Genomic DNA, 22,625 nt, shown 5'->3' on the forward strand with positions numbered 1-22,625 from the left:
TGGAACCAAGCGCCGTCGCAGCCTCGCTCATCAGCGCCAAACCCGCATGCTCATCAGCGCCACTGCGCGACGGTCTCCTGCAACCTCGTGTTTCCTATGGAGGAACATGGTCTATTCTGACTGTTCTATTTCGTCTACTTTCTTAGTCAGAATGACTGATTGACAAAACCGGAAACGGGCTGCGGAGGGGTGAGCAAGATGGCGCACGCCGTCACGTATGTGGACAGTTGGGATCACAGAGACCTACACATTGAAGTCCACCAACTCCGGCGCCTCAATGAACTATTGTTGTTCGCAGCGCAGTACAACGAGTTTTACCGGGAGAAGCTCCACGACGTAGTGCTGCCGATTCGCGACATGGGAGCGCTTCGGAAATTGCCTTTCACTCGAAAGCAGGAACTCGTCGAAGACCAGGTGCAGCACCCGCCATACGGAAGGAACCACTCCTACCCGGCGTCCAAGTACGTTCGCTACCACCAGACGTCCGGCACAACAGGGAAACCGCTGAAGGTGCTCGACACCCAGCAGAGTTGGGAGTGGTGGACGGACTGCTGGCTAGACGTCCTGCACTCCGCAGGTGTCACGGCACACGACCGCGTCTTTTTGGCCTTTTCCTTCGGTCCCTTCATCGGGTTTTGGGCTGCCTATGAGGGGGCAGAGAAACTCGGAGCGCTGGTGATTGCCGGAGGCGGTCAGGGTTCGGTGGAACGTCTGACCAGCATTGTCACGAACGAGGCGACTGTCATCCTGTGCACACCGAGCTATGCGCTGCACTTGGCCGAGGTAGCGAAGGAGAACGGGATCGACATCCGGAACTCGCACGTGAAGAAGCTCATCCACGCTGGGGAGCCGGGGGCGTCGATTCCGGCTGTGCGCGACGCGATCGAGACAGCGTGGGGCGCCAAGTGCTACGACCACTCCGGTATGACAGAAATGGGGGCGTACGGGTACTCATGCCATGAGCAGTGTGGCCTCCACGTCAACGAGCGCGAGTTTCTCGCTGAAATTGTCGATCCAAAGACGCTCGAACCGGTGGCCTCCGGAGAGACTGGTGAATTGGTGTTGACCAACCTCGGCCGGTACGGATTTCCGCTGATCCGCTACCGAACGGGGGACATCGTCCTTCGCTCCGATGAACCGTGCGCGTGTGGCAACCCGTACCGATTGCTGCCCGGCGGCATCCTTGGTCGCGCCGACGACATGGTTGTGGTGCGTGGCGTCAACGTCTACCCCCAGTCGCTCGAAGCGATCATCCGGGAGTTCGAAGAAGTGACGGAGTTTCGCATCATCTACGAGACGGTGGAGGAAATGGTGCAGGTCAAACTGCAGGTCGAGGCACCGGACTCTGTGGTGCAACCGCTCGCCTCTAAGTTGCGCCAGCGCGTTGGCCTGCGCATCGAGGTAGAGACAGTACCCGCCAACACACTGCCACGCTTTGAAATGAAGGCGCGCCGCATTCTCGACTTGCGGCCTAAACCAGGCACGCTAGCCCGCTGACGAAAGGCACGCCAGTCGCCAACGAGGCGTGGCAGCCCGCTGGGCCTAAACCAGGCACACCGGCCCGCTGACGAACTAGGAAGGGAGATCCCGATGTCTACCATTGAAGAACGTCTGACCGAGTACTACGCCCGCTTGCGTGCGCGCAACCTGGGTCCGCTCTGGAACTCAATTGGGAGCATCATGACGAAGGAACCGAAGCCCCACGCTGTTCCGTACTTGTGGAAGTGGGACGAGGTGGCCGCGTTTGCGATGGAGTCCGGTGAACTTGTGACGCCCGAGCGCGGCGGCGAGCGACGTGTCGTGTTTTTCAGCAACCCAGGTTGCGCGCACCTCGAACCGTCGGGCTGGGGATCACTCACGGACACCTTGTACGCAGGCATTCAACTTTTGAAGCCCGGAGAAAAGGCGCCGTCGCATCGGCATAACCAGAGCGCCATTCGCTTCATCGTGCAAGGTCAGGGCGCGTACACGATTGTCGAAGGCGAGCGGGTGTACATGGAGGAAGGCGACTTTTTGATCACGCCCGCCGGCCTCTGGCACGACCACGTTCACGACGGCTCGGAACCAATGCTGTGGTTCGATTGCCTGGACATCCCGATGCTCTACAAGCTCGGCGCGATGTTCTTCGAACACTACCCCGAATTCAACCAGCCAGTCACCCGGCCGGACAACTACTCGACCTTGCGCTACTCGGCGGCAGGGCTGCGGCCCATTCAAGACCGGCACGACCACTACGCGCCGCAGGCCGTGTTCAAGTGGCGCGCGACCAAAGCTGCACTCGACAACCTGTCTACACTCGATGCGGACCCATTTGACGCCTACGCCGTGGAGTACGTCAACCCGGCGACCGGTCAGGCGGCAGGGAACACGATTGGTGCGATGATGCAAAAGCTGCCGAGCGGCCATCACACGAACGCGCACCGGCATGTGCACAGCGCCATTTACCATGTGTTCCGCGGGGAAGGCTACTCTGTCATCGACGGAGTGAAGTTCGAGTGGAAGCAAGGCGACACTTTCTGCATCCCGAACTGGGCGTGGCATGAGCACGTCAGCACGGGTGCGGAGGACGCCTTCTTGTTCTCGACGAACGACCTGCCTGTCATGGAGGCGCTCCACCTCGAACGAGCAGAGGCGCATCCCGTGGGGCAGCAGGAGGTGACGGGTACGTTTACAGCGTGATCGCTTCGGGATTATGCTGATCCCGATGACTATCGAGAGGAGTTTGTGTTCATGAAACTGGTGTCGTTCTACGTGCACGATGAAGTCCGGCTTGGCATTGAGACGGATATGGGCATCCTCGATGCGCACTGTGCGTACCGCGCGATGCTCGAGCAGCAAGGAGAGCCGATTGCGGGACGCCTTGCGGAGGCGCTGGTGCCAAAAGACGCGGTCGCCTTCCTCGAAGGTGGCGAGCGGTCGCTGAACGAAGCACGCAAACTCGTCGCGTACGCAGCACAGAGCAAGGCCGTGCAGCGCCACGTCTATGACCCTGTCGCAGTGCGTCTCGCGCCGCCGGTGCCGCGCCCCGGTAAGATTGTCTGCGTCGGGCGCAACTACCACGACCATGTGTCCGAGATGAAGCGGGAAGTCCCAACCATCCCGGTGATTTTCGCAAAGTTGCCGAATACGGTGTGCGGCCCTGAAGACTCGGTTCCGTTTCCGCGCGTATCGGACCAACTCGACTATGAAGCGGAACTCGCCGTCGTGATTGGCAAGCGCGGTCGCTACATCGACGAAGCGGACGCGATGGGGTATATCGCAGGCTACACGGCGCTCAACGACATCACCGTGCGCGACTGGCAGCACCGGACGCCGCAGTGGCTCCAAGGTAAGTCGTTTGACAAGAGCGCGCCAATCGGACCGCGGTTGGTGTTGACCGACGAGATTTCGGACCCGCACACGCTCGGCATCAAGCTCTGGCTGAACGATGAGCTGCGGCAGAACGACAACACGGGCCGCCTCATCTTCAACGTACCGAAGCTTGTATCGTTCATATCTCAGGTCATGACGTTGGAGCCGGGCGACGTCATCGCGACGGGAACACCGGGTGGTGTGGGCGTCGCGATGGATCCGAAAGGATTTATGAAGGTCGGCGACACAGTCCGGGTGGAGCTTGAGCAGATTGGCACATTGACGAATTACATTGTCGAAGACTGAGGGGGGCATTGTCATGGCGAGTGTCGCGGATATCCAGTCAACGGTCCGACGGCTGCACGCGGAGTTGACCGAGGCGGCCAAGCGGGTTGAGGCGGATGCGCTGCACTTTCACCCGGGCGAGAACGCGTGGTCCGTGGCGCAGATCCTGGCGCACGTTGCGGAGTTCGAAAACTTTTTCACGACCGACGTGTTGCGACTGCGCGCCAACGCGGGCAGCCGGTTTGGCCGCACGATGGAACACGAGGAGAGGCTGCAGGCTGTCCGGTTGACAGGCCAGGAAACCAGTGAAGAACTGCTCGGCCGCGTCGCGGAGAGTGAACAGGTGACCCTGTCTCGCCTTGGCGAACTGACGGACGCAGACTTGTCGGTTACGGGGACGCACCCGAAGTTTGGCGAACAGACAATTGAGTGGGAGCTTGGACACTTTATCACGGAACACCTCGAGAAGCACATCGGGCAGTTGCAGCGAACACACGCCGCCTATCACGCCGCCCACTCGTAAGAGTGGGGCTGGCGGTTGGCGATGCCGATGGCGATCGGGGCGGGCGACCGGGGCGTGCGGCGGCCTTTACCAATCTGCGCGTCGCGATCACACATATAGAACTGAATTTTCTGTTTACATCATATCTGAAATCATATACGATTTTAGATATGATGTCACGTTGTTGCGGTCGTACGGATGCCAGGGAATTCACCGCGGACAACAGCACAGGACGATTCGGGGGGCCTTGACGTTTGCTGGAACGTAGCCGATCGGAGACGATAGCTGAAGGCGCTGACAACACGGACACTCGCAGCAAGCAAGAAATCGCTTACCAACAGATCAAGCAGCGGATCATCAACGGCACGTACAGCGCTGGGTTTCGCTTGGTGATCGACAGAATCGCGACAGAACTTGGATGCAGTGCGATCCCGGTTCGCGAAGCAGCCCGCCGCCTCGAAGCGGAAGGACTGGTGGTGTATGAACGCAATGCAGGTGTGCGAGTGTCGAACATCGACTCAACGTCGTACGTTGAGACACTGAGTGTCTTGGCTGTCCTGGAAGGATACGCGACAGCACTCGCTGCGGACAAGTTGGCCGCAACCGACTTCACGCAACTGCGCGAGTTCAACATCCGGATGCAACAGGCTCGAGAGGAGTTCGACCTCGAATCTTACAGTAAGTTCAACCAAGCCTTTCACAGGTTGATCTGCCAGGCATCTGGTCAAGCGTACCTGCTCGACGAGATGGACAACGCACAGCGTCGTATTGACTCAGTCCGTCGTGTCGTGTTCATGCTCATTCCACATCGCACAACAGACTCACTGGCTGAACATCGGCACTTGTTGGCGCTATTGGAAGGCAAGGCACCGTTTGCAGAGATTGAAGCTGCGGCTCGCTCGCACAAACTGGCAACGGTTCAAGCGTTTGAAGAGTGGAACCGTATTCGGACGACGAATTCACTTAACCCAGGGCTGGCAGTCGACTAAAGAGTTCGGTACCGTTTCCCGCTTCAGCGGGAAACCTCCGATATGAGTATTTAGATATTACAAATCATTCAGAAGGAGGATAACTTGTGTCAACACAACTTTCGGAGGGGCTGACGGCATCCTCAATCTACGCCAGGCTTGATCGGTTGAGGGTGTGGGCACTACCCAGTCTGTTCGTGTTCGTGATCGGCGTTGGATTCATGTTTACGTTTTACGATATCTTCGACATCAACGTGTCCTTTATTCAAACCTGTAGCGCGCTCGTCCCAGGGTGTACGCCGGCGAACTCCAACAACTACCTGGGTCTGCCGGTCGTCTTAAATCTCGCTGGCTACGTGGTTGGTACGCTGATTTTGAGCCCGTTGTCAGACCGCGTCGGCCGCAAACACATGCTGCTTGTGACGATGGTGATTACCGGCATCGGCTCGCTCATCACGGGTATGGTAGACAACTACGGGTGGTTCGTCTTTGGCCGCGTGTTGACTGGTGTCGGCATCGGCGCTGACCTCGCCATTGTCAACACGTACATCGGCGAAGTCGCACCGCGGCACGGCCGCGCGAAGTATACCTCTCTCATCTTTATCATGTCTGCTGTTGGCGCATTCATTGGTATCTGGCTCGGGCTGCTGCTCACCACACCGTCTACGCCATTCCCGATGGGGCTCCCGTTCGCAATGGCAGGACCGCACTTCACAAACGGCTGGCGGATCATGTATTTTGTCGGCGCCCTGCTCGCCCTTGTTGGTATCCTCTTACGGTTCCAGTTACCTGAGTCACCGCGCTGGCTACTCGCGCAAAACCGCGTACAAGAGGCGGATGAAGTTGTCCGTGGTATGGAAGCCATTGCGCACAAAAAATCTGGACCGCTCGACCATCCGGTTGACGATGGAATAGTCGAAGAAGTCCAGAAGTCCACGCCGTACGGGGCCATCTTCGGCAACGGCCGTTACCTGCGCCGGACGGTTGTTCTGTTACTCATGTGGGGTTTCAGCTATGTGACGGTGTACTCGTACGCTGCAGGTTTCTCGTCGTTCCTGACCTCGCTCAAGTACGCTCCACCGGAAGCGGGACTCATCACAGCACTTGGCGTTTTAGGTTTCATCATCTGTGCGCTGTTCGCGACCTGGCTGGGCGACCATATCGAGCGTAAGGTTTGGTTGCCGATGGGCACAGTCATCACCATCATCGGCGGTGTCATCATCGCTATCGGTGGCGGGCACAGTTTCATCCTTGAAGTAATCGGCGCGATTGTCACATTCTTTGGCTTCAATGTGTGGGTGCCTGTCACGTACGCGTGGTCCGCCGAACACTACCCGGCACGCGCTCGAACGACCGGGTTCGCTCTGGTCGACGGGATCGGCCACCTCGGCGGTGGCATTGGCGTTCTGGTGATCGCGCCGCTCATCCCGACGATGGGCATCGGCACCGCGCTGCTCCTGGTCAACGCGTTCATGGTGATTGGCTCAATCATCGCGCTGACTGGCATTCGCACCAAGGGCAAGAAGCTGGAGGAGATTTCTCCTTAAGCGTGGGACTTCGCGTGGGACTTCGCGTGGGACTTCGCGTTGGACTTCGCGTCGGCTTTGGTCACGAAGTCTTGCTCATGAAGTCGACTGCAAAGTCGACCGTCCTTGCGTCCTCGGTCCGGGTCATTTTTGCCAACAACCGGGGGCGCTTTGTCTCATTGGGAGCGCGGGTCCGCCTTGTATCGTGGGGCGCCCCTTCGGGTGTCAAAATGACACTTAGGTTGCCGCCGTGGGGGCTGTAGGTGTCAAAATGACACTTAGGTTGCGACCGCAGGAACTGTAGGTGTCAAAATGACACTTAGGTTGCCGCCGTGGGAGCTGTAGGTGTCAAAATGACACTTAGCGTGGAGCCGTGGGAGCTGTAGGTGTCAAAATGACACTTAGCGTGCCGCAGTGGGAGCTGTAGGTGTCAAAATGACACTTAGGGTGACGACGCGGGTGCTGTAGGTGTCAAAATGACACCTACATCGCCGCCACAGGAGCTGTAGGTGTCAAAATGACACCTAGGGTGCCGCCGCAGTAGCTGTAGGTGTCAAAATGACACTTAGGGTGACGACGCGGGAGCTGTAGGTGTCAAAATGACACTTAGGGTGCAGCCCCAGGCGCTGTAGGTGTCAAAATGACACCTACGTCGCCGCCGCAGTAGGTGTAGGTGTCAAAATGACACTTAGGGTGCAGCCCCAGGCGCTGTAGGTGTCAAAATGACACTTAGGGTGCAGCCCCAGGCGCTGTAGGTGTCAAAATGACACTTAGGGTGACGCCGCAGTAGCTGTAGGTGTCAAAATGACACCTACGTCGCCGCCCCAGTAGCTGTAGGTGTCAAAATGACACTTACGTTGCCGCCGCGGGAGCTGTAGGTGTCAAAATGACACTTAGCGTGCCGCCCCCCAGGAGCTGCAAGGTGTCAATTGGTATCTGATTCGGGACTCCGTTCGCCGTAGGTGTCAGAATGACACCTACACCGCTGTGTCCCTGCTGGATTGGCACAATTCGATCGACAGCGCCAACATCCCTCGCGCTCCTGCGGAGCACAAATTGTGATGAAAATAGACGTAAACGTCTATTGTTCCATTAATCGCCTAGTGCCCATAGCGCCGAGTCCAGAGCGTCGTGCCCAGAGCGCCGTGCCCAGAGCGCCGTGGCTAGCGGGACACCTATCTATTGCGCGAACACGACCGTCTTGTTGCCGTGTGTGAGGACACGGTCCTCGAGGTGCCACTTGACAGCCCTCGCCAACACGGTGCGTTCGACGAGGCGTCCGATGCGCTTCAGGTCGTCCACTTCATGGCGGTGGGTGATGCGGTGGACGTCCTGCTCGATGATCGGGCCAGCATCGAGATCGGCCGTTACATAGTGGGCGGTCGCGCCGATCAACTTGACGCCGCGTTCAAACGCGCGCTCATACGGTTGCTTGCCGATGAAGCTTGGCAAGAACGAGTGGTGAATGTTGATGATGCGACGCGGGAAGCGCTCGGCAAACTCTGGTGAGAGGATCTGCATGTAGCGCGCGAGCACGATGAGGTCAGTATCTGCGCCAAGCAGTTCACGCTGTCGCGCCTCTACCTGGAGCTTCGTCTCGCGGGAGATGGGCAAGTGGTAGAAGGGGATCCCGAACGTTCTCACCGTCTCCTCTGCCGCGTTGTGGTTGCTCACGACCATGCTAATGTCGGCGAACAGGTCGCCAGCCTGCCACTGCCAGAGGAGCTCTGTGAGGCAGTGCAATTCCTTCGAGACGAACACGGCCACGCGTTTGCGGCGGTTGACCAACTCCATCTGCCAGTTCATTTCAAATTGGACGGCAACGCTCGCGAAGTCGCCGCGCAGGGTCTGCAGGTGAGATGAGACAGCGTCATGTTCGAACTCGATGCGCATGAAAAACATCGCCGTCGACGGGGACGTGTGCTGGTCGGCTTCGAGAATATTGCAGCCAGCGCTGGCTAAAAACTGGGTCACGGCCGCGATAATCCCGGGCCGGTCGGGGCAGGAGACCAACAGCCGCGCACGGTTGTTTCCGGATCGACCAGAATGGTCATTGAATGCAACAGATGTCTCTAAGTTCCGGCATTTTTGCGCGTCCGATGCCGAATCCGTCACCTCATTCATAGTTGGCCATCACCTATCATTTCCGAATGTTGAAACTTTGTTTTCAGTATAGCAGGGTTGACGGTTCCATCCTATCCTCTTGAGTCTGTGCGAGCCGATTGTTACAGTTTCAAGTAGACCTTCTGCGTCTACCAAGGGGGATCGCCATGAGACTCGCGACCATAAAGACATCACACAACGAGACATCACACAACGAGGAGGCTGCTGTTCGTTTCGGAGACACCTTCCTCCCCATACAGCGGCTCAATGAAACTTGGCACATGAGTCTTCCAACCACATTGTTAGCGCTGCTCAACGACGAACAGTCGCTCGCCGCCCTGCGTATGCGGCTGCGTCAGGCGGATAGCGCGGAGACAGCTGACCTCGCGACTCGCGGCAGACCGATTTCGCAGTGCGATTTTGGTCCGCTCTACAGGCACCCGCGAAAGATTTGGGGCATCGGTCTCAACTACCGCGAGCACGCGAGCGACCTACATGAAAAGTCGCCGACAGAAGAGCCCGCGAGTTTCATGAAGGCAGACACCACTATCATCGGACCTGCGGACACCATCCTCTTGCCGCAGCAATCGAAGCGAGTGACCGCAGAAGCGGAGATCGCGGTCGTGATCGGCCGGACGTGCCACAACGTCAGTGTTGAGGAAGCGCCAGAGTACGTAGCCGGGTTCACCACCGTGATCGACATGACAGCAGAAGACATCCTCGAGAAAAACCCGCGGTTCTTGACGCGCGCGAAGAACTTTGACACGTTTTTCAGTTTCGGGCCCGAACTCGTCACGCCGGATGAAATTCCTGACCTGCACGGGACAAAAGTCGGAACGTACCGCAATGGGGCGCTGCACCGTGAGAACACCATCGCCAACATGACGTTCCTGCCGTGGTTCCTCGTCGCCTTCCACTCACAGGTGATGACGCTGCTACCGGGAGACATCATCTCGACAGGTACCCCTGGTGCGGTCGTGATTCGGGACGGTGATGTGGCGGAGTGCCGGGTCGACGGCTTTCTGCCGCTGCAAAACCCCGTGCGAAACAGCGACGGAGGTGAACAGGCATGACCTCTGCAACACCCGATAAAAAGCGGCTGCATGGCATGTGCGTCATTTCACTGACCCCGTTTACCGCCGAGGGAGAGGTGGACACAGTGTCGCTCCGGACACTGCTCGACTTCTACCTGCACGCGGGCGTGCACGGTGTCACGTTGCTAGGCATCATGGGCGAAGCGAACAAACTGACAGAGCGCGAGCGGGACATTGTCATCGAGACTGCCGTGGCACAGATTGCAGGCAAGGTTCCGGTTGTGGTCGGTTGCACCGCAGCAGGAACGCACCAGGCTCGCATGTTTGTCAGGCACGCAGCCGCTCTCGGTGCAGACGCCGTGATGGTCGCACCACCGCCGAAGCTGCAGAACCCTGCCCTCCTCGTTGAGCACTACACAGCTGTGGGTGACGCATCGGACCTGCCGCTCGTCATTCAAGATGAGCCTGTTACGTCCGGTGTCGTGATGGCGCCGACCGTGTTTGCGCAGATTGCGGACGCTGTCCCCACGGCGCGCTATGTGAAAATCGAAGACACGCCGACAATCATGAAAGTAACTGCCATTCGCACAGCGACGAATGACCGACTCGGTCTCTTTGGCGGACTAGGGGGAATGTACTTCTATGAAGAGTTGGACCGCGGTGCAATCGGCATCATGACTGGGTTCGCCTACCCGGAGCTTCTCGTGCAGGTCTACGAGCGGTTTTCAGCAGGGGATCACGCCCGCGCCCGCGAACTCTTTTACCACGGTCTGCCGCTTGTACGCTATGAGGCACAACTCGGTGTGACGGGCGTCGCGATCCGCAAACAGGTCTACCAAATGCGAGGCGCGATTGCGTCAGCGTTTGTCCGCCCACCGGCGCCCGGCGTCGATGCGAAGACGCTGGCGGAACTGCGTGACCTCGTCGATTTTTTGCAACTGTAAATTTGAGAAACCAGGTGATTGAGTGGCCAAGCTGTACTACCGATTTGGGCAGATGAACGCGAGTAAGTCGATTCAACTGCTCACCGTCGCACACAACTACGAAGAACAAGGCAAAAAGGTGACGCTGTTTACACCATCCATCGACGCCCGGTATGGCTATGGCAGAATCGCGTCACGCGTCGGCATCGCGAAAGACGCCACGGTCGTTGACGACAAAACGGATATGTTCGCGATTGTCGAACGGGAGCGCCCGGACTGCGTCCTTGTCGACGAAGTGCAGTTCCTGCGCGCCCGCCATCTGGAGCAACTTGCTCGTGTGGTGGACGATTTGAACATCGCAGTCATCTGCTACGGGCTCTTGAAAGACTACCGCAATCAGTTTTTTGAAGGCAGCCAGGCGGCGATTCTGTGGGCGGACCAGATTGAGGAGATTAAGACCATCTGCGCCCACCCGAACTGCAACCGCAAGGCAACGATGATTTTAAAGCTGAAAGACGGAAAACCAGTGTACACCGGGGATCAGATTGAGGTGGGCGGGAACGACCTGTACCGCTCCGTCTGCCGTAAACACTACTTTCATCCGAACCTCGAGACCCTGAGCTAAGGGCTAAGCGCCTGTCACTCGTGCTTGCAAAGAAAAGCATCAACCGTGCGGAAGTACGCTTCTGGTTCCTCTACCATGGGCGAGTGGGAGCTGTTTGGATAGACGTGAAACTCCGACCCGGCTATGAGGCTGTGATAATAACCGGTTGAAGCGGGTGAGGCTTCATCGTAAAAGCCACATGTAAACAGACATGGAACAGCTATTTCTGGTAGTCTTCCGGTCTGATCATAGTTTCGTAACGTGCCAGTTGCGTGGAATTCAGAAGGACCCCACATGTACTCGTAGACACTCTCCCCAAAGGCAGCCTTGCGGCGTGCCTTTTCGTCTTCTGAGCGCTCGACGCGACAGAGATACTTCTGCATGTAGACTTTTTCGGCATTTCGATACGCTTCCGAATCCGTCGTTCCGTTTGCTTCGCACTCGCGTAGAACAACTTGCACGTCTTCTGGGAGTTCCTTGCGATTTCGGTCCGCATCTTCAATCCATCGGGGTACACTCAGGCAAGGGCTGGAGAAGACCGCACTAGCGACGCCTGCTGGTTGCGTCAACAGGTAGTCAGCGAGCAGCATCGTTCCCCAGGAGTGTCCGAGAATATGGACTTGTTTAAGTCCCAATGCGTCGCGGAGCGTGGCGAGTTCGCGAACGAACCGCTCAACTGTCCAAAGCGAGTTGTCCTCGGGACGGTCCGATTGTCCGCAACCCAATTGATCATAGAGGACCACAGGGCGTTTCGAACCCAGAGCCTTTGCTAGTGGTTCCATACCCAGATGTGCGCTCCCAGGGCCACCGTGGAGAGTGAGCAATGGAGTCGCCTGGTGGTTGTCGCCGACAATCTGATACCAGATGCGGCCACCTTCGACATTGACAAAACCTTCGCGGTCCAAATACTTTCACTTCCTCTCATGTCTGTCCTTAGTTTAGCATGACTTCGTCGGCATACATTCTGTAGTGTGGCCTTAGCTAAAGTGAACCTTTGGAAGGCAGTGGGGGGGGGCGTAGAGCTAAATCCAAAGCGCAGGAAGACTTGCTGGGCTCTTTAACTGCGATGCAGACAAAGTATGGTATCTGCTATACTGATGGCGGAAATTCGGCGGAAGACGCAAAATTCGCGTTCCGTTTTGTAGTGTCCTTGTTCTATATTGGCTGTGGAATCAAATTCATGCTCACAGACTTCACTATGGGTACGGGTCCGCCGCCGGTATGCTTACAAACATGTGGACATACGTGGTAGCGCAACGAGAGAACGTAAGCTGTCTGGAGAGGATAAGCAATGTGTGCCTGGCAGCAGTGAGGAGGCTATGGGTGAACTCAGAAGAGAAGAACTGGGCTATGCTTTGTCACTTAGCGGCTTTCGCGGGATGGGTCGTTCCATTTGGCTGGATTATTGGACCCTTGATTGTCTGGTTGGTAAAAAGAAACCAATTTAGGTTTGTAGATGAACAGGGAAAGGAATCCTTGAATTTCCAAATATCACTGATGATTTACGGTATTGTGGCACTAATCCTATGCCTCATCTTGATCGGCTTTTTGTTACTCATCGCATTAGCTGTTTTCCAGATCGTGTTCGTCATCATTGCTGCGGTTAAGACTTCCAATGGCGAGCACTACCGGTACCCTCTGACGATTCGTTTCATTCGTTGAATACACGGACTGCCTGCCAAGTAACTTACAATGGACATTCTGGGGATGAGGGTCTTTCTCATCCCTTTGTCGTGTCGGCCGCTGACTTATTTTCTGCTTTAAGTGGCTTCCACCAATGGAAGACGGTTTGGAAAACAGTACTTATCAAGTGCTGCGTGAGATATTTTACTGGGCAGATGCCCTGACTACGTTTAAGATGGGAACAGCGATTGTGAGCCTCGTATTTACGACTCTGATTGCCCTTTTCGTTGCCTATGCATCGATCAGTCGCTGTGATGCCAAGACAGAGTCAGTGTTGCGATAGTGAACTTCCGCCGCAACGGTAGCATCTGCTGTAAAATGAAACAAGCGCGGTCATTAACAGATATGGTGTACAATCGCTATCGGGGATGTAAATGCTAGAGTAGCCGCGGCGCCACCCCGCTGGATATTCATTTCTGGCGCACAGGCACCGGACGTCTCGGTTGCGAAGCACAGGTTCTGGGTCTAGTCACTAGTCATACCTCGGTCGAGCGTGGACAAACTTACCTTGAAAACCGTTGGCATTTATTGAACGTGAAGGCTCACGTCTGACGCGCGTAATGCTACAATGGGAGTGCGTAGTTGAGGGAATCCAAGAATCGACTGATTTCCCATTGTCGGTATGTCATCTAATTTGAGCCCAAACTAAGATCTTTAGAAGCCATCGACAGGTAGTAACCATCTAAAGATAGGATCGTGAGGGCGTCTTGATCAATCATATGTCAACGTTTATGAATGACTTTGATTTTTTTCTGTTTCTGATATTTGTCTTGGTGTATTCATATCGAGTTGTCTACATATTTGTAGCTTTTAAGGCGAAACGCTCCAAATATTGCAGTGTGAATGATGCTCGTCTTGGCAAGTATGCCGTCATCATTCCAGCTCGAAATGAAGCACGCGTTGTTGGACAACTAATAGGTAGTATCAAAGACCAGAATTATCCACAAGATCTGGTCGATATTTACGTTGTGGCAGATAACTGTACGGACAACACAGCCCAAGTCGCGAGGGCTGCGGGGGCCATAGTCAGGGAACGTTTTAATCGGGTTCAAGTGGGGAAGGGATACGCCCTCGACTATATGTTAAAAGTCATTGAGAGGGACTACTCAGCGAATCATTACGACGGATATTTTGTGTTTGATGCCGACAATCTTCTTGAAGAGAACTATATATTTGAGATGAATAAAACTTTTGACCAAGGGTATCGGGTCGTTACCAGTTACCGGAACTCAAAGAATTATGACCAGAATTGGATTACCGCCGGTTATGCACTTTGGTTTATGCATGAAGCTGAGTATATCAACCTTCCGAGAATGGTTCTTAATACCAGTTGCGCGATTTCCGGAACAGGTTTTTTGGTTCAAGCTCAGTTGCTTAAAGACCATGGAGGATGGATTTATCATCTTCTTACCGAGGACATCGAGTTTTCTGTGTCACAGGTGATTCAAGGTGAAAAGATTGGGTACTGCAGGAACGCCATGTTCTATGATGAGCAACCAATCACATTTGGCCAGTCATGGAGCCAGCGGTTGCGCTGGGCAAAGGGATTTTACCAAGTTCTCTATAAGTATGGGAAGGATTTGCTTCATGGCGTCGTCCATGGAAAGAGCAGATTCTCTTGCTACGATATGGTCATGACGATTATGCCAGCAATGCTAATCTCTTGGGTCGGCTTTGTGTGGAATGGCTTTCTCGGCTTAGCCTTGTTATTTGGTGAAAAACAGATGTTTCATATCTCCACCTCAAGGGGAGTCGGTTCGCTGTTGTGGTCTTACGGGTTCTTGTTTTTAATCGGACTCATCACAACCATAACAGAGTGGAAGAAAATTCACTGTGCAAATTGGAAAAAAATAATGTACGTGTTCACCTTCCCGATTTTTATGTTCACCTACTTGCCTATATCTATTGTGGCTTTGTTTAAGAAAATTGAATGGAAGCCCATTGCCCATACCGTTGTGAAATCTATGGATGACTTGCGATGATTTGGTCGAATTCTTCAACGTCGAATTCTTCAACGTCGAATTCTTCAACTGTGCTGCGTCAGGTGTTGGAGCCCGACCCGAGTGGAGGGGATGAGCATGCAGGAGGTACTGTGTGGCGAATGTGGGAAAGTGATTAACTCCCGAGACGATCTCTGCACGTTTTTGTCCATGAACGGAATTCAAGCCTTATGCTCCGATTGTTATATGCGTAACCAGAAAACGATTCGTGGAGTACGTACCCCGATTAATAGTCAGTCAACTGTGCTCGTCATGATTGCAGCAATCGTCGCGTGCTTGTTGCTGTTTGTATGGCACCCCTCGTGGATTTGGGTTGTCGTTGCCGCAATCGCCCCATTCATTCGTTCACTCTCCTGGCTTTTATTTGAACGGAAGCTCAAAGCCTAGACCCAAGCATCGGGAAAGCCCAGCCGGCGGCGCAATGCCGTGATCAGACGGCTGTTAGGCTGCAAGCCGACCTTCATATTTGCGGTCATGACTGGATATCGCCGTTGACTGACTGAGCAGGTCGGTTGCCGTCAACCACGAGGTCAAGGCGGCCTGTATCTGGGTCAATCACGAGACCGTGCACTTTCAGCCACTTTGGCATGAGCGGGTGGCTTTTAATCATCTCGACACTGGCGCGGACGCTGTCGGGGATGGACTCGATGCGTTGCAGCCAGTGGTGCAGGTCGATGCCAGCTTGTTCGAGTGTAGCAATGACGGTGTCTGACACACCGCCCTCCGTCGTTGCCTTGCGTAGTGTCTCGTCCGGGTTGATGCTGGCCATGCCACAGCCGTAGTGCCCGACGACGCAGACCTCTTCAGCTCCAAGGTCGTACACGGCCACGAGGATGCTGCGCATGACGCTGCCAAACGGATGAGATACGACAGCGCCGGCATTTTTGATAAACTTTGCATCGCCGTTGTTCAGGTTCATTGCGCGCGGCAACAGGTCGCTCAGGCGGGTGTCCATGCAGGACAGCACAACGAGTTTTTTGTCCGGGAATTTTGACGTCTGATACGGTTCGTAACCGCGCTGCTCAACAAAAGCGGTGTTGAAATGCAGAATTTCATCCAAACGGTTCATGATCGCACACCCCTCGGAAGAGACATATGGACGGACGTTTGTTAAAGGCGCTCTTCCTCCACGAGACCTGACACTGACAGTTCTACAGGTATCTTGCCATCGATTCCAAAGGGAAACAAGTTGACGAAGCAGATGATGGGACGCGAGTTGTGGAAGAACTTAAACCCAGCCTTTGTCAATCGCGAGTTGAATTGCCTCTTGGCGGGAAGACACATGTAATTTGGACAAGATGTCGGACCAATAGTTTCGCACCGTTCCCTCCGACAGGAAGAGGAGACGTGCGAGGTCTTTTGTCGAGGTGCCTTCGCGAGCGCGCCTGAGCAGTTCCATTTCCCGCTGTGACAGGGGGTTTTGCGCCTGCCACGCTTCGCGCATGAGGGTCGGGTCCATCACTGTCCCGCCCGCGTGCACAATGCGAATGGCTTTTACGAGGTCGTCAATTTCGGCGTCCTTCAGGACGTATCCCTTCGCGCCAAACGTCATCGCGCGCTGCAGATAGCCTGGACGGGCGAACGTCGTGACAATCAACACTGCGCAGGACGGCAGCCTTTCACTGAGCACTTGGGTGACATCTAGACCGCTCAGGACAGGCATTTCGATGTCGACCAAAGCGACGTCTGGTTTATGCTCCAGACACAAATCAATGGCTTCCTGCCCGTCAGTAGCCTGTGCGACGACCTCGATGTCCTCTTGCAAATCAAGCAATGCGGCCAGTGCGCCGCGGACGAGAGCTTGGTCTTCTGCGATGCAGATGCGGATCACGACGAAACCCCCTCACATTTTGTTGCCGGCCATGGCACGCGCATGGTGACCACCGTACCGCGATCGGTCGAAGGGGCTTGCGCACCGGGCGCAGACGGAGAGAGCCAAGCGCCGTTGGACCAGATGAAGACCTGACCGCCGACCGCAGACAGGCGAGCGCGAATCCCGTTGATTCCGTTTCCTTGCCGCTCGGGCGCCCCCGTGTCTTCACGCGACAGCTCCGCATGCCTCTGCCCGTTCGCAGGCAGCATCCCCTGTCCGTCGTCTTCGACCCTGACTTCGAGACTTCCACTCTGTTCTTGCCAGTACAGGGCAACACGGTGTGCGTGGCTGTGGCGAACCGCGTTGGTCACTGCCTCGCGCAGACTCATGGCCAGTGCGCGGCTTTGTTCGCAGCGGGTGTCCGGCAGGTTTTCGTCCGGATCGGACGCACACTCCATACCAGCAGTCCGAATCAGTCGCTGTGCGTCTCGCCACTCATCGAGCAGGCTCGGTTCGCGCACAGCGGCGATGTACTCACGTACCCGCGTCAACGCCTGCCTTGCTGCCACCTGGATGTCATGTGCTTCCTGTCGGGCGCGGTCCGCATCGTGATCAATCAGGCGCTCCAACAGCTGCGACTTTAGCGTGATAATCGAGAGGTCGTGGCCCATGACGTCGTGCAGGTCCTGCGTGATGCGCTCGCGCTCCGCGATTTGCGCGAGGCGCTCAATTTCGTCGTTCGCTCGCCGTAGTGCCGCCTGCGAGCGCGCCCGTTCCGCCTGCATGTAGTTGCCGTAGGTCGTCGCCATTGCAACTAGGACTCCAGAACCCATCATCGCCCAGTACGGCGTGATGACGTGTTCGTGGTGAATTTGTATGGGAATGAGCAACACAGCGAGGCCCGCGAAAATCAGGATGGCGAGGCCGCGTTGCATATGTGGGCGTTTAAGAGTGCCAAGCAAGGCTGCGGGATAGAAGAACATGCTGATGTAACCTGGGCTCAAGACGAGTGTCATGGCGACCATCATCGCGATCTCTAATGCAATACACAGGATGGTCATGCGGTATCCCGCCCAGAAGCTGAGCACATAGATGACAGCGAACGCGAGAATGGCGACGGCACCGATGATGACGAGCCGGATGTTCGGTTCCAAGGTGAGGAACGCTGCAGGGATGACGAGGTTGAGCAGGTACGCGTATCCGAACATGGCACTGCCGCGCGGGAATAATCGAACGGGGTGTAGGTACGCTGTCCTGCGATTCACGGTGCTCATGAGCCTTCCTCCTCACATCTGGAAGTTATTATCAAACCGGCCACGGAGGGCGTGACCGGTCAGCGGCGTCATCGTTTGTCCCTGCGAAAGACTGATACCTTGCTCTGTTCGAAGTTACGCGATGGTCTCGCGGCGGTTGCGATACGCCCACTGTGCAAGCGCTCCAAACACGACTAGGTAGCCGGCGAGGACGGCGATGTCTGACAGTCGTGGGGCGCTATGCGCACCGATGCGCCAAGCGATGTTGGCGATGCGATAGGTCGGCGTCCAGGTCGCGATGTGTTGTAACAGTTTCGGCATAATGGCTGTCGGGAACCACAAACCGCCGAGAATCGAGAAAATGAGGTAGATGCCTGTCGCGGCCATTCCGGACGCTTCCATCCCTGCAATCAGGCCGATGCTAATACCAAGGGCGATGAACGGCATCGTGCCAATGGTCAGCCAGAGCCAACTGGTCACCCACTGTGCGGTCGTTAAACGCACTCCTTCACCCAAAGCGCCAGCGGCGAACAGGACAATCACCATCACGGCGCTCACGAGTAGTTGTGCCCCGACTTTGCCAACGACATAGTAAACTGGGCGCAGTGGGGTGGTCCGAATCAGGGTCATCCAACCCTGCGTCCGCTCAAACGCAATGCGGCTCGCGAGGCCGTTGAGGGCTGCGCCGATTGAGCTGAAAGTAGCCATCGACATCATGAAGTATACCTTCCAAGCTGACCCTGCCACCTTCATATTGCCACCGTCTATCTTGACAAACAAGAAGTAGTAGAAGAGCGGGATGAGGATTGTAAAGATAAAAAACCGGCGGTTGCGAAATTGCCTGATAATCTCCCATTTGACCTGATTCAGTGGGCTCACTTTGAAGCAACCTCCTTCAATTGTGACTCTGTGTCAGTTTCGGTGAGAGAGATAAATGCGTCTTCCAGTCCGCCGCCCGTCACCTCAATGTCGGTCACGTCGGTGTAGCGGGTGAGCAGAGTTCGAAGGACTTGGTCTGAATCCTGCGTCTGGACGCGCGCTCTCCTGCCACTCCAATCGACGCTGCGTACGTCAGCCAGTGCGGCTACGTCATCGGCGTTCACGGAGGGACCGGCTGTAAAGGAGATGTACTTAAATCCTGCGAGAGCCTTGAGTTGTGCTGGACTTCCGTCCGCAATCTTGCGTCCATGTTGCATCAGAACGACTCGGTCGGCGCTGCTGTCTGCCTCTTCCAGGTGGTGGGTCGTCAGGACGATGGTGCGGTTTCCTTCACGGCTGAGGCCTCGGAGTCGGTCCCAGAACAGTCGGCGCGAGGTGACGTCCATCCCGGTCGTCGGCTCGTCGAGAAACAGCACTTTTGGATTCCCGGTCATCGCGAGGGCAAACTGGAGCCGACGCTGCTGACCTCCGCTCAGTCGACTCGCCGGAGACTTTCGCTCCTCTTCAAGTCCAGCAAGTTCAATCAACTGGTCGATGTCGAGGGGGTGCTCGTAATAACTCCGGAAGAGTTTCAGAACTTCCGTGACGGAGAGCTTCTCTGGGAGATTCACCTGTTGTAGCATCGCGCCAATGTGGTTTCTTGTCGACGGCACAACGGGGTCTTTGCCGAGCAGTCGGACTACTCCACTCGTGGGACGGCGAAGCCCAAGCATCATGGAAATTGCCGTCGTCTTTCCTGCGCCGTTTGGACCCAGGAGTGCGACCACTGACCCGGATTCTATCGTCAGACTGAGGCGGTCTACTGCCGTTTTACCGCCGTACGTTTTGACTAGCTGTTCGAGCTCAATCGCTGCGGCCATCACAACGCCTCCATCTTCTTGATGGCTCTATCCTACGCGAAACGATTGGGGTCTCCCATGCGCACTCGTCACCAGAATCAGGTGACAATTGTCACCTCAGCTCGTACATATCGGATTACGGTTCAGTGGAGTCGGGAAGTGTTCCTGCATTGTCTCACAGAGGTTTTTGCACAATGATGTGCTTCGGCTGATAATCGATTCGCGCGTAGAACTCGTCGGCTGGAGTGTTCTACGCCCAGTAGTCGAGTTCGATTTGGACACACAAGGTTGTTCTGGCGAAGTTGGCGACGTGCTCCATCAGCGCGGAACCGAAGCCACGCCGATGCTCCGGTTCCACAACACTCAGCTGATGGACATGTGCCGTCTGATCTCCACGCTGAGAGACGTTTGGCGCCACGCTTCGCAGTTGGACCCACACAAGCCTGCAGGCTGGGACTCTTCGTGCTTGGCGAAAACGCGGTCAATCACTGTGGTTGCGCTGGCAGGCTGGCCCAGGAGAACGGGGGGCCGTACTTGAAGATGGAGCTCACCTCGTCGAGTCGCCCGAGCACTTCTGCATCGAGTGCAAGTTCGGCGGCTGTGACGTTTTGCGCCACTTGTTCCGGCTTGGTCGCACCGACGATGACAGTCGCGACGGTCGGCTGGTGCACGAGCCAGGCGAGGGACAGGGCGACGCTGGTGCACTCGAGTTTCTGCGCCACCTCACCCACTTCTTCCGCGAGAGTCAAGTATTTTTGTTCAAGGCGACTCGCGAACCGAGGTTCTTTCTCCGCCCGTGACCCCGCTGGCGCCGCGCCTTTCGCGTACTTCCCTGTGAGAATTCCGCCAGCAAGCGGGAAGTAGGGAATGAGGCCGATGCCCTGGTCTCCGCAGAGCGATGTTAATTCGAGCTCAGGTGTGCGGTCTGCAAGCGAGTAACTCGGTTGAATTGAGACGTAGCGTGCATAGCCGCGCGCATCGCTAATCGCGAGCGCCTTCATCAACACCCAAGCCAGGTAGTTGGAGGCGCCGATATAGCGGACTTTACCGGATCGCACCAGGTCGTCGAGTGCTCGCAACGTCTCGTCCAAAGGTGTGTAGGGGTCGAAGGTGTGAATCTGGTACAGGTCTATGTAGTCCGTCCGCAACCGCTTCAAACTGTTCTCAACTTCTCGCATTAGGTGGGCCCGTGACGACCCACGCGAGTTGGGGGTTTCACCCGCCACAAGTCCCGCTTTGGTCGCGAGGACGACCTCGTCACGGCGGTCGGCAATTGCCTCTCCGATGATGCTTTCGGAGAGCGTCCCGGTATAAATGTTGGCGGTATCGATGAAGTTGACGCCAGCGTCCAGTGCTGCATGAATGACGCGGATGGATGACTCCCTGTCTGCGCGCCGACCGAATGCGTTCGTGCCAAGGCCAATCACGGAGACGTCAAGTCCACTGCCGCCTAGTTTACGGTATTTCATCATGCTCCACCTCCAGTTTCTTCTACCTTACCACGGCTCACGACTCGACGAAACATCGCGTGGCGACGCCCATATCCGTCGATTTCACAGGGAGGGTTCATCGTGCGAACGCGCTGTAGGTTGGACAACCTTGGCGAAAATCGGTTGGTAAAGTATAATTGACAACATGTAAACTAAAATGTCCGGTGGTGGGACGGGGGCGTAGGGTTGCTGTCCAACAGAGTTCGGGACTTGCGCGTCGAGGCGGGCTTGGCGCAGGCGGACTTGGCTCGGCGCATCGGTGTGACGCGGCAGGCGCTGCACTTAATCGAAACCATGCAGGTCGTGCCTAGCACGGCTCTTGCGCTCAAGCTTGCACGGGTCTTTGACACGACTGTGGAACAATTGTTTGTGGATGACGAGGAAGCTTCCGCTTGGGTTGAGGTCGCAGGGGCTCGTTCCCCCACAGCACAGGACTCACCGCTTTGGCCTGAACTTGGCACCGGTGACCGGGTGTTGCTTGTTGGAACAGATGAGCGACCGCTGGCTCGCCCTGCGCCGTCCGGGATGTCGGCACTCGGCTTATCAGCCCCGATGGTGGGAGTGGTTACGGACCGCAATGAGACTGGGCAGGTCTGTGTGGAACACGCACCTCACAGCCCATGGCAACGGTCACTGGTTGTGGCGGGGTGCGACATTGGGCTTAGTCTCTTGATCACGCATGCACAGCGCAACCACAGTCGCGGGCATTCCGTGGTGTGGGACTCGGCAGATAACCGCCATGCGCTGCGACTGCTCGAGAGCCGCGCAGCACAGGTGGCCGCGTTGCACTACCCAGTTGGTGCAGCACCAGTGCTACCAGACCAACTCGGCCGCGTGGAACGCGTGCACTTCGCTTCCTGGCAACTTGGTTGGATCGTGCGTCGCGGCAATCCGGCTGGCTTTTCGACTGCGGAAGCGCTCGGAAGCGGGCGCCTGCGGTTGGCGAACCGACCCGTGGGAGCGGGGACCAGAACACTGCTTGACCGTTTGCTCGGTGAGTGCCAGGTCAATCCGGACGATGTACCGGGTTACGATTCGACCCTCTCGGGCCACCTGGAAGTGGCAATGGCGGTGACAGCGGGACTAGCCGATGTCGGTATCGGTATCGCGAGCGCAGCGGCACAAGTGGGCGCGGACTTCCTGCCGATTCAGTCAGAGGTATGTGAACTGTTGATTCCGAAGACAGTGTCCGCCGACGATGGGGTCGCCACTCTACTGGATGTACTGTCGCAAGACCGGTTTCGTTGGGATTTAGGGCGGTACGGCCCGTACGATGTGAGTCGGACAGGCAGTTCAATGGTGGATTGAATGG

23 protein-coding genes are annotated in these 22,625 nt (G+C 56.4%); 14 read left to right on the forward strand and 9 right to left on the reverse strand.

Annotation, left to right across the window (positions count from 1 at the left end; all coding sequences use genetic code 11):
• Nucleotides 1-198: 198 nt before the first annotated feature.
• The 7 genes from JC200_RS15400 (at nt 199) to JC200_RS15430 (ending at nt 6,895) form a co-directional block, all read left to right on the forward strand.
• Nucleotides 199-1,497: a phenylacetate--CoA ligase family protein gene (locus tag JC200_RS15400; protein WP_274432565.1), complete on the forward strand. Its 1,299-nt coding sequence runs from the start codon at nt 199-201 to the stop codon at nt 1,495-1,497.
• 93 nt (nt 1,498-1,590) lie between these two features.
• Nucleotides 1,591-2,679, forward strand: coding sequence for a cupin domain-containing protein (locus JC200_RS15405; RefSeq protein ID WP_274432566.1), 1,089 nt, complete (start codon nt 1,591-1,593; stop codon nt 2,677-2,679).
• A gap of 51 nt (nt 2,680-2,730) precedes the next feature.
• Nucleotides 2,731-3,657: a fumarylacetoacetate hydrolase family protein gene (locus JC200_RS15410; protein ID WP_274432567.1), complete on the forward strand. Its 927-nt coding sequence runs from the start codon at nt 2,731-2,733 to the stop codon at nt 3,655-3,657.
• 13 nt (nt 3,658-3,670) lie between these two features.
• Nucleotides 3,671-4,159 carry a DinB family protein gene (locus JC200_RS15415; protein WP_274432568.1) on the forward strand — a complete coding sequence of 163 codons (489 nt, stop codon included), beginning with the start codon at nt 3,671-3,673 and terminating at the stop codon, nt 4,157-4,159.
• Nucleotides 4,160-4,392: 233 nt separating this feature from the next.
• The gene (locus JC200_RS15420; protein ID WP_274432569.1) at nt 4,393-5,127 is read left to right on the forward strand and encodes a GntR family transcriptional regulator; all 735 of its coding nucleotides are present in this window, start codon (nt 4,393-4,395) and stop codon (nt 5,125-5,127) included.
• Between the two features lie 86 nt (nt 5,128-5,213).
• Entirely contained in the window at nt 5,214-6,653 is a 1,440-nt protein-coding gene (locus JC200_RS15425; RefSeq protein ID WP_274432570.1) for an MFS transporter, read from the forward strand.
• 2 nt (nt 6,654-6,655) lie between these two features.
• Nucleotides 6,656-6,895 carry a hypothetical protein gene (locus JC200_RS15430; protein WP_274432571.1) on the forward strand — a complete coding sequence of 80 codons (240 nt, stop codon included), beginning with the start codon at nt 6,656-6,658 and terminating at the stop codon, nt 6,893-6,895.
• A gap of 916 nt (nt 6,896-7,811) precedes the next feature.
• Here the strand turns inward: JC200_RS15430 and purU are convergent.
• Entirely contained in the window at nt 7,812-8,756 is a 945-nt protein-coding gene (purU, locus tag JC200_RS15435) for a formyltetrahydrofolate deformylase (RefSeq protein ID WP_274432572.1), read from the reverse strand.
• A gap of 146 nt (nt 8,757-8,902) precedes the next feature.
• Between purU and JC200_RS15440 the strand changes: the two genes are divergently transcribed.
• The 3 genes from JC200_RS15440 to JC200_RS15450 are packed head-to-tail and all read left to right on the forward strand — an operon-like array spanning nt 8,903 to nt 11,317.
• On the forward strand, nt 8,903-9,808 hold the full coding sequence (locus tag JC200_RS15440) for a fumarylacetoacetate hydrolase family protein (protein ID WP_274432573.1): 906 nt from the start codon (nt 8,903-8,905) through the stop codon (nt 9,806-9,808).
• Complete coding sequence (locus JC200_RS15445; RefSeq protein ID WP_274432574.1) at nt 9,805-10,713, forward strand: dihydrodipicolinate synthase family protein; 909 nt, start codon at nt 9,805-9,807, stop codon at nt 10,711-10,713. Before JC200_RS15440 ends, JC200_RS15445 begins: the two co-directional genes overlap by 4 nt.
• A 22-nt stretch (nt 10,714-10,735) precedes the next feature.
• Nucleotides 10,736-11,317, forward strand: coding sequence for a thymidine kinase (locus tag JC200_RS15450; protein WP_274432575.1), 582 nt, complete (start codon nt 10,736-10,738; stop codon nt 11,315-11,317).
• A 14-nt stretch (nt 11,318-11,331) separates the two neighbouring features.
• Here the strand turns inward: JC200_RS15450 and JC200_RS15455 are convergent, their stop codons facing one another.
• Nucleotides 11,332-12,201 carry a proline iminopeptidase-family hydrolase gene (locus JC200_RS15455; RefSeq protein WP_274432576.1) on the reverse strand — a complete coding sequence of 290 codons (870 nt, stop codon included), beginning with the start codon at nt 12,199-12,201 and terminating at the stop codon, nt 11,332-11,334.
• Between the two features lie 418 nt (nt 12,202-12,619).
• On the opposite strand from JC200_RS15455, the gene JC200_RS15460 reads away from it, so the two are divergent.
• From JC200_RS15460 to JC200_RS15470, 3 genes are all read left to right on the forward strand, one after another.
• Nucleotides 12,620-12,958, forward strand: a complete 339-nt coding sequence (locus JC200_RS15460) for a DUF4870 domain-containing protein (protein WP_274432577.1) — start codon at nt 12,620-12,622, stop codon at nt 12,956-12,958.
• Between the two features lie 115 nt (nt 12,959-13,073).
• The gene (locus tag JC200_RS15465; protein ID WP_274432578.1) at nt 13,074-13,262 is read left to right on the forward strand and encodes a hypothetical protein; all 189 of its coding nucleotides are present in this window, start codon (nt 13,074-13,076) and stop codon (nt 13,260-13,262) included.
• Nucleotides 13,263-13,686: 424 nt separating this feature from the next.
• Complete coding sequence (locus JC200_RS15470; protein WP_274432579.1) at nt 13,687-14,961, forward strand: glycosyltransferase family 2 protein; 1,275 nt, start codon at nt 13,687-13,689, stop codon at nt 14,959-14,961.
• Between the two features lie 490 nt (nt 14,962-15,451).
• Here the strand turns inward: JC200_RS15470 and JC200_RS15475 are convergent, their stop codons facing one another.
• The 7 genes from JC200_RS15475 to JC200_RS15500 form a co-directional block, all read right to left on the reverse strand.
• Nucleotides 15,452-16,048, reverse strand: coding sequence for a beta-class carbonic anhydrase (locus JC200_RS15475; RefSeq protein WP_274432580.1), 597 nt, complete (start codon nt 16,046-16,048; stop codon nt 15,452-15,454).
• A gap of 159 nt (nt 16,049-16,207) precedes the next feature.
• Entirely contained in the window at nt 16,208-16,810 is a 603-nt protein-coding gene (locus tag JC200_RS15480; protein ID WP_274432581.1) for a response regulator transcription factor, read from the reverse strand.
• Nucleotides 16,807-18,066: a sensor histidine kinase gene (locus JC200_RS15485; RefSeq protein ID WP_274432582.1), complete on the reverse strand. Its 1,260-nt coding sequence runs from the start codon at nt 18,064-18,066 to the stop codon at nt 16,807-16,809. Before JC200_RS15485 ends, JC200_RS15480 begins: the two co-directional genes overlap by 4 nt.
• Nucleotides 18,067-18,180: 114 nt before the next feature.
• A complete protein-coding gene (locus JC200_RS15490; RefSeq protein ID WP_274432583.1) occupies nt 18,181-18,924 on the reverse strand; it encodes an ABC transporter permease in 744 nt (247 codons plus the stop codon).
• Nucleotides 18,921-19,844: an ABC transporter ATP-binding protein gene (locus JC200_RS15495; RefSeq protein ID WP_274432584.1), complete on the reverse strand. Its 924-nt coding sequence runs from the start codon at nt 19,842-19,844 to the stop codon at nt 18,921-18,923. Before JC200_RS15495 ends, JC200_RS15490 begins: the two co-directional genes overlap by 4 nt.
• 229 nt (nt 19,845-20,073) lie before the next feature.
• Nucleotides 20,074-20,262, reverse strand: coding sequence for a GNAT family N-acetyltransferase (locus tag JC200_RS24495; protein ID WP_443111828.1), 189 nt, complete (start codon nt 20,260-20,262; stop codon nt 20,074-20,076).
• 46 nt (nt 20,263-20,308) lie between these two features.
• On the reverse strand, nt 20,309-21,292 hold the full coding sequence (locus JC200_RS15500; protein ID WP_274436570.1) for an aldo/keto reductase: 984 nt from the start codon (nt 21,290-21,292) through the stop codon (nt 20,309-20,311).
• Nucleotides 21,293-21,499: 207 nt separating this feature from the next.
• On the opposite strand from JC200_RS15500, the gene JC200_RS15505 reads away from it, so the two are divergent.
• Nucleotides 21,500-22,621 carry a substrate-binding domain-containing protein gene (locus JC200_RS15505; RefSeq protein ID WP_274432585.1) on the forward strand — a complete coding sequence of 374 codons (1,122 nt, stop codon included), beginning with the start codon at nt 21,500-21,502 and terminating at the stop codon, nt 22,619-22,621.
• Nucleotides 22,622-22,625: the final 4 nt, after the last annotated feature.

Origin of the sequence: Alicyclobacillus sp. ALC3 (assembly GCF_028751195.1) — a bacterium.
In the GTDB taxonomy this organism is placed as follows: domain Bacteria; phylum Bacillota; class Bacilli; order Alicyclobacillales; family Alicyclobacillaceae; genus Alicyclobacillus_L.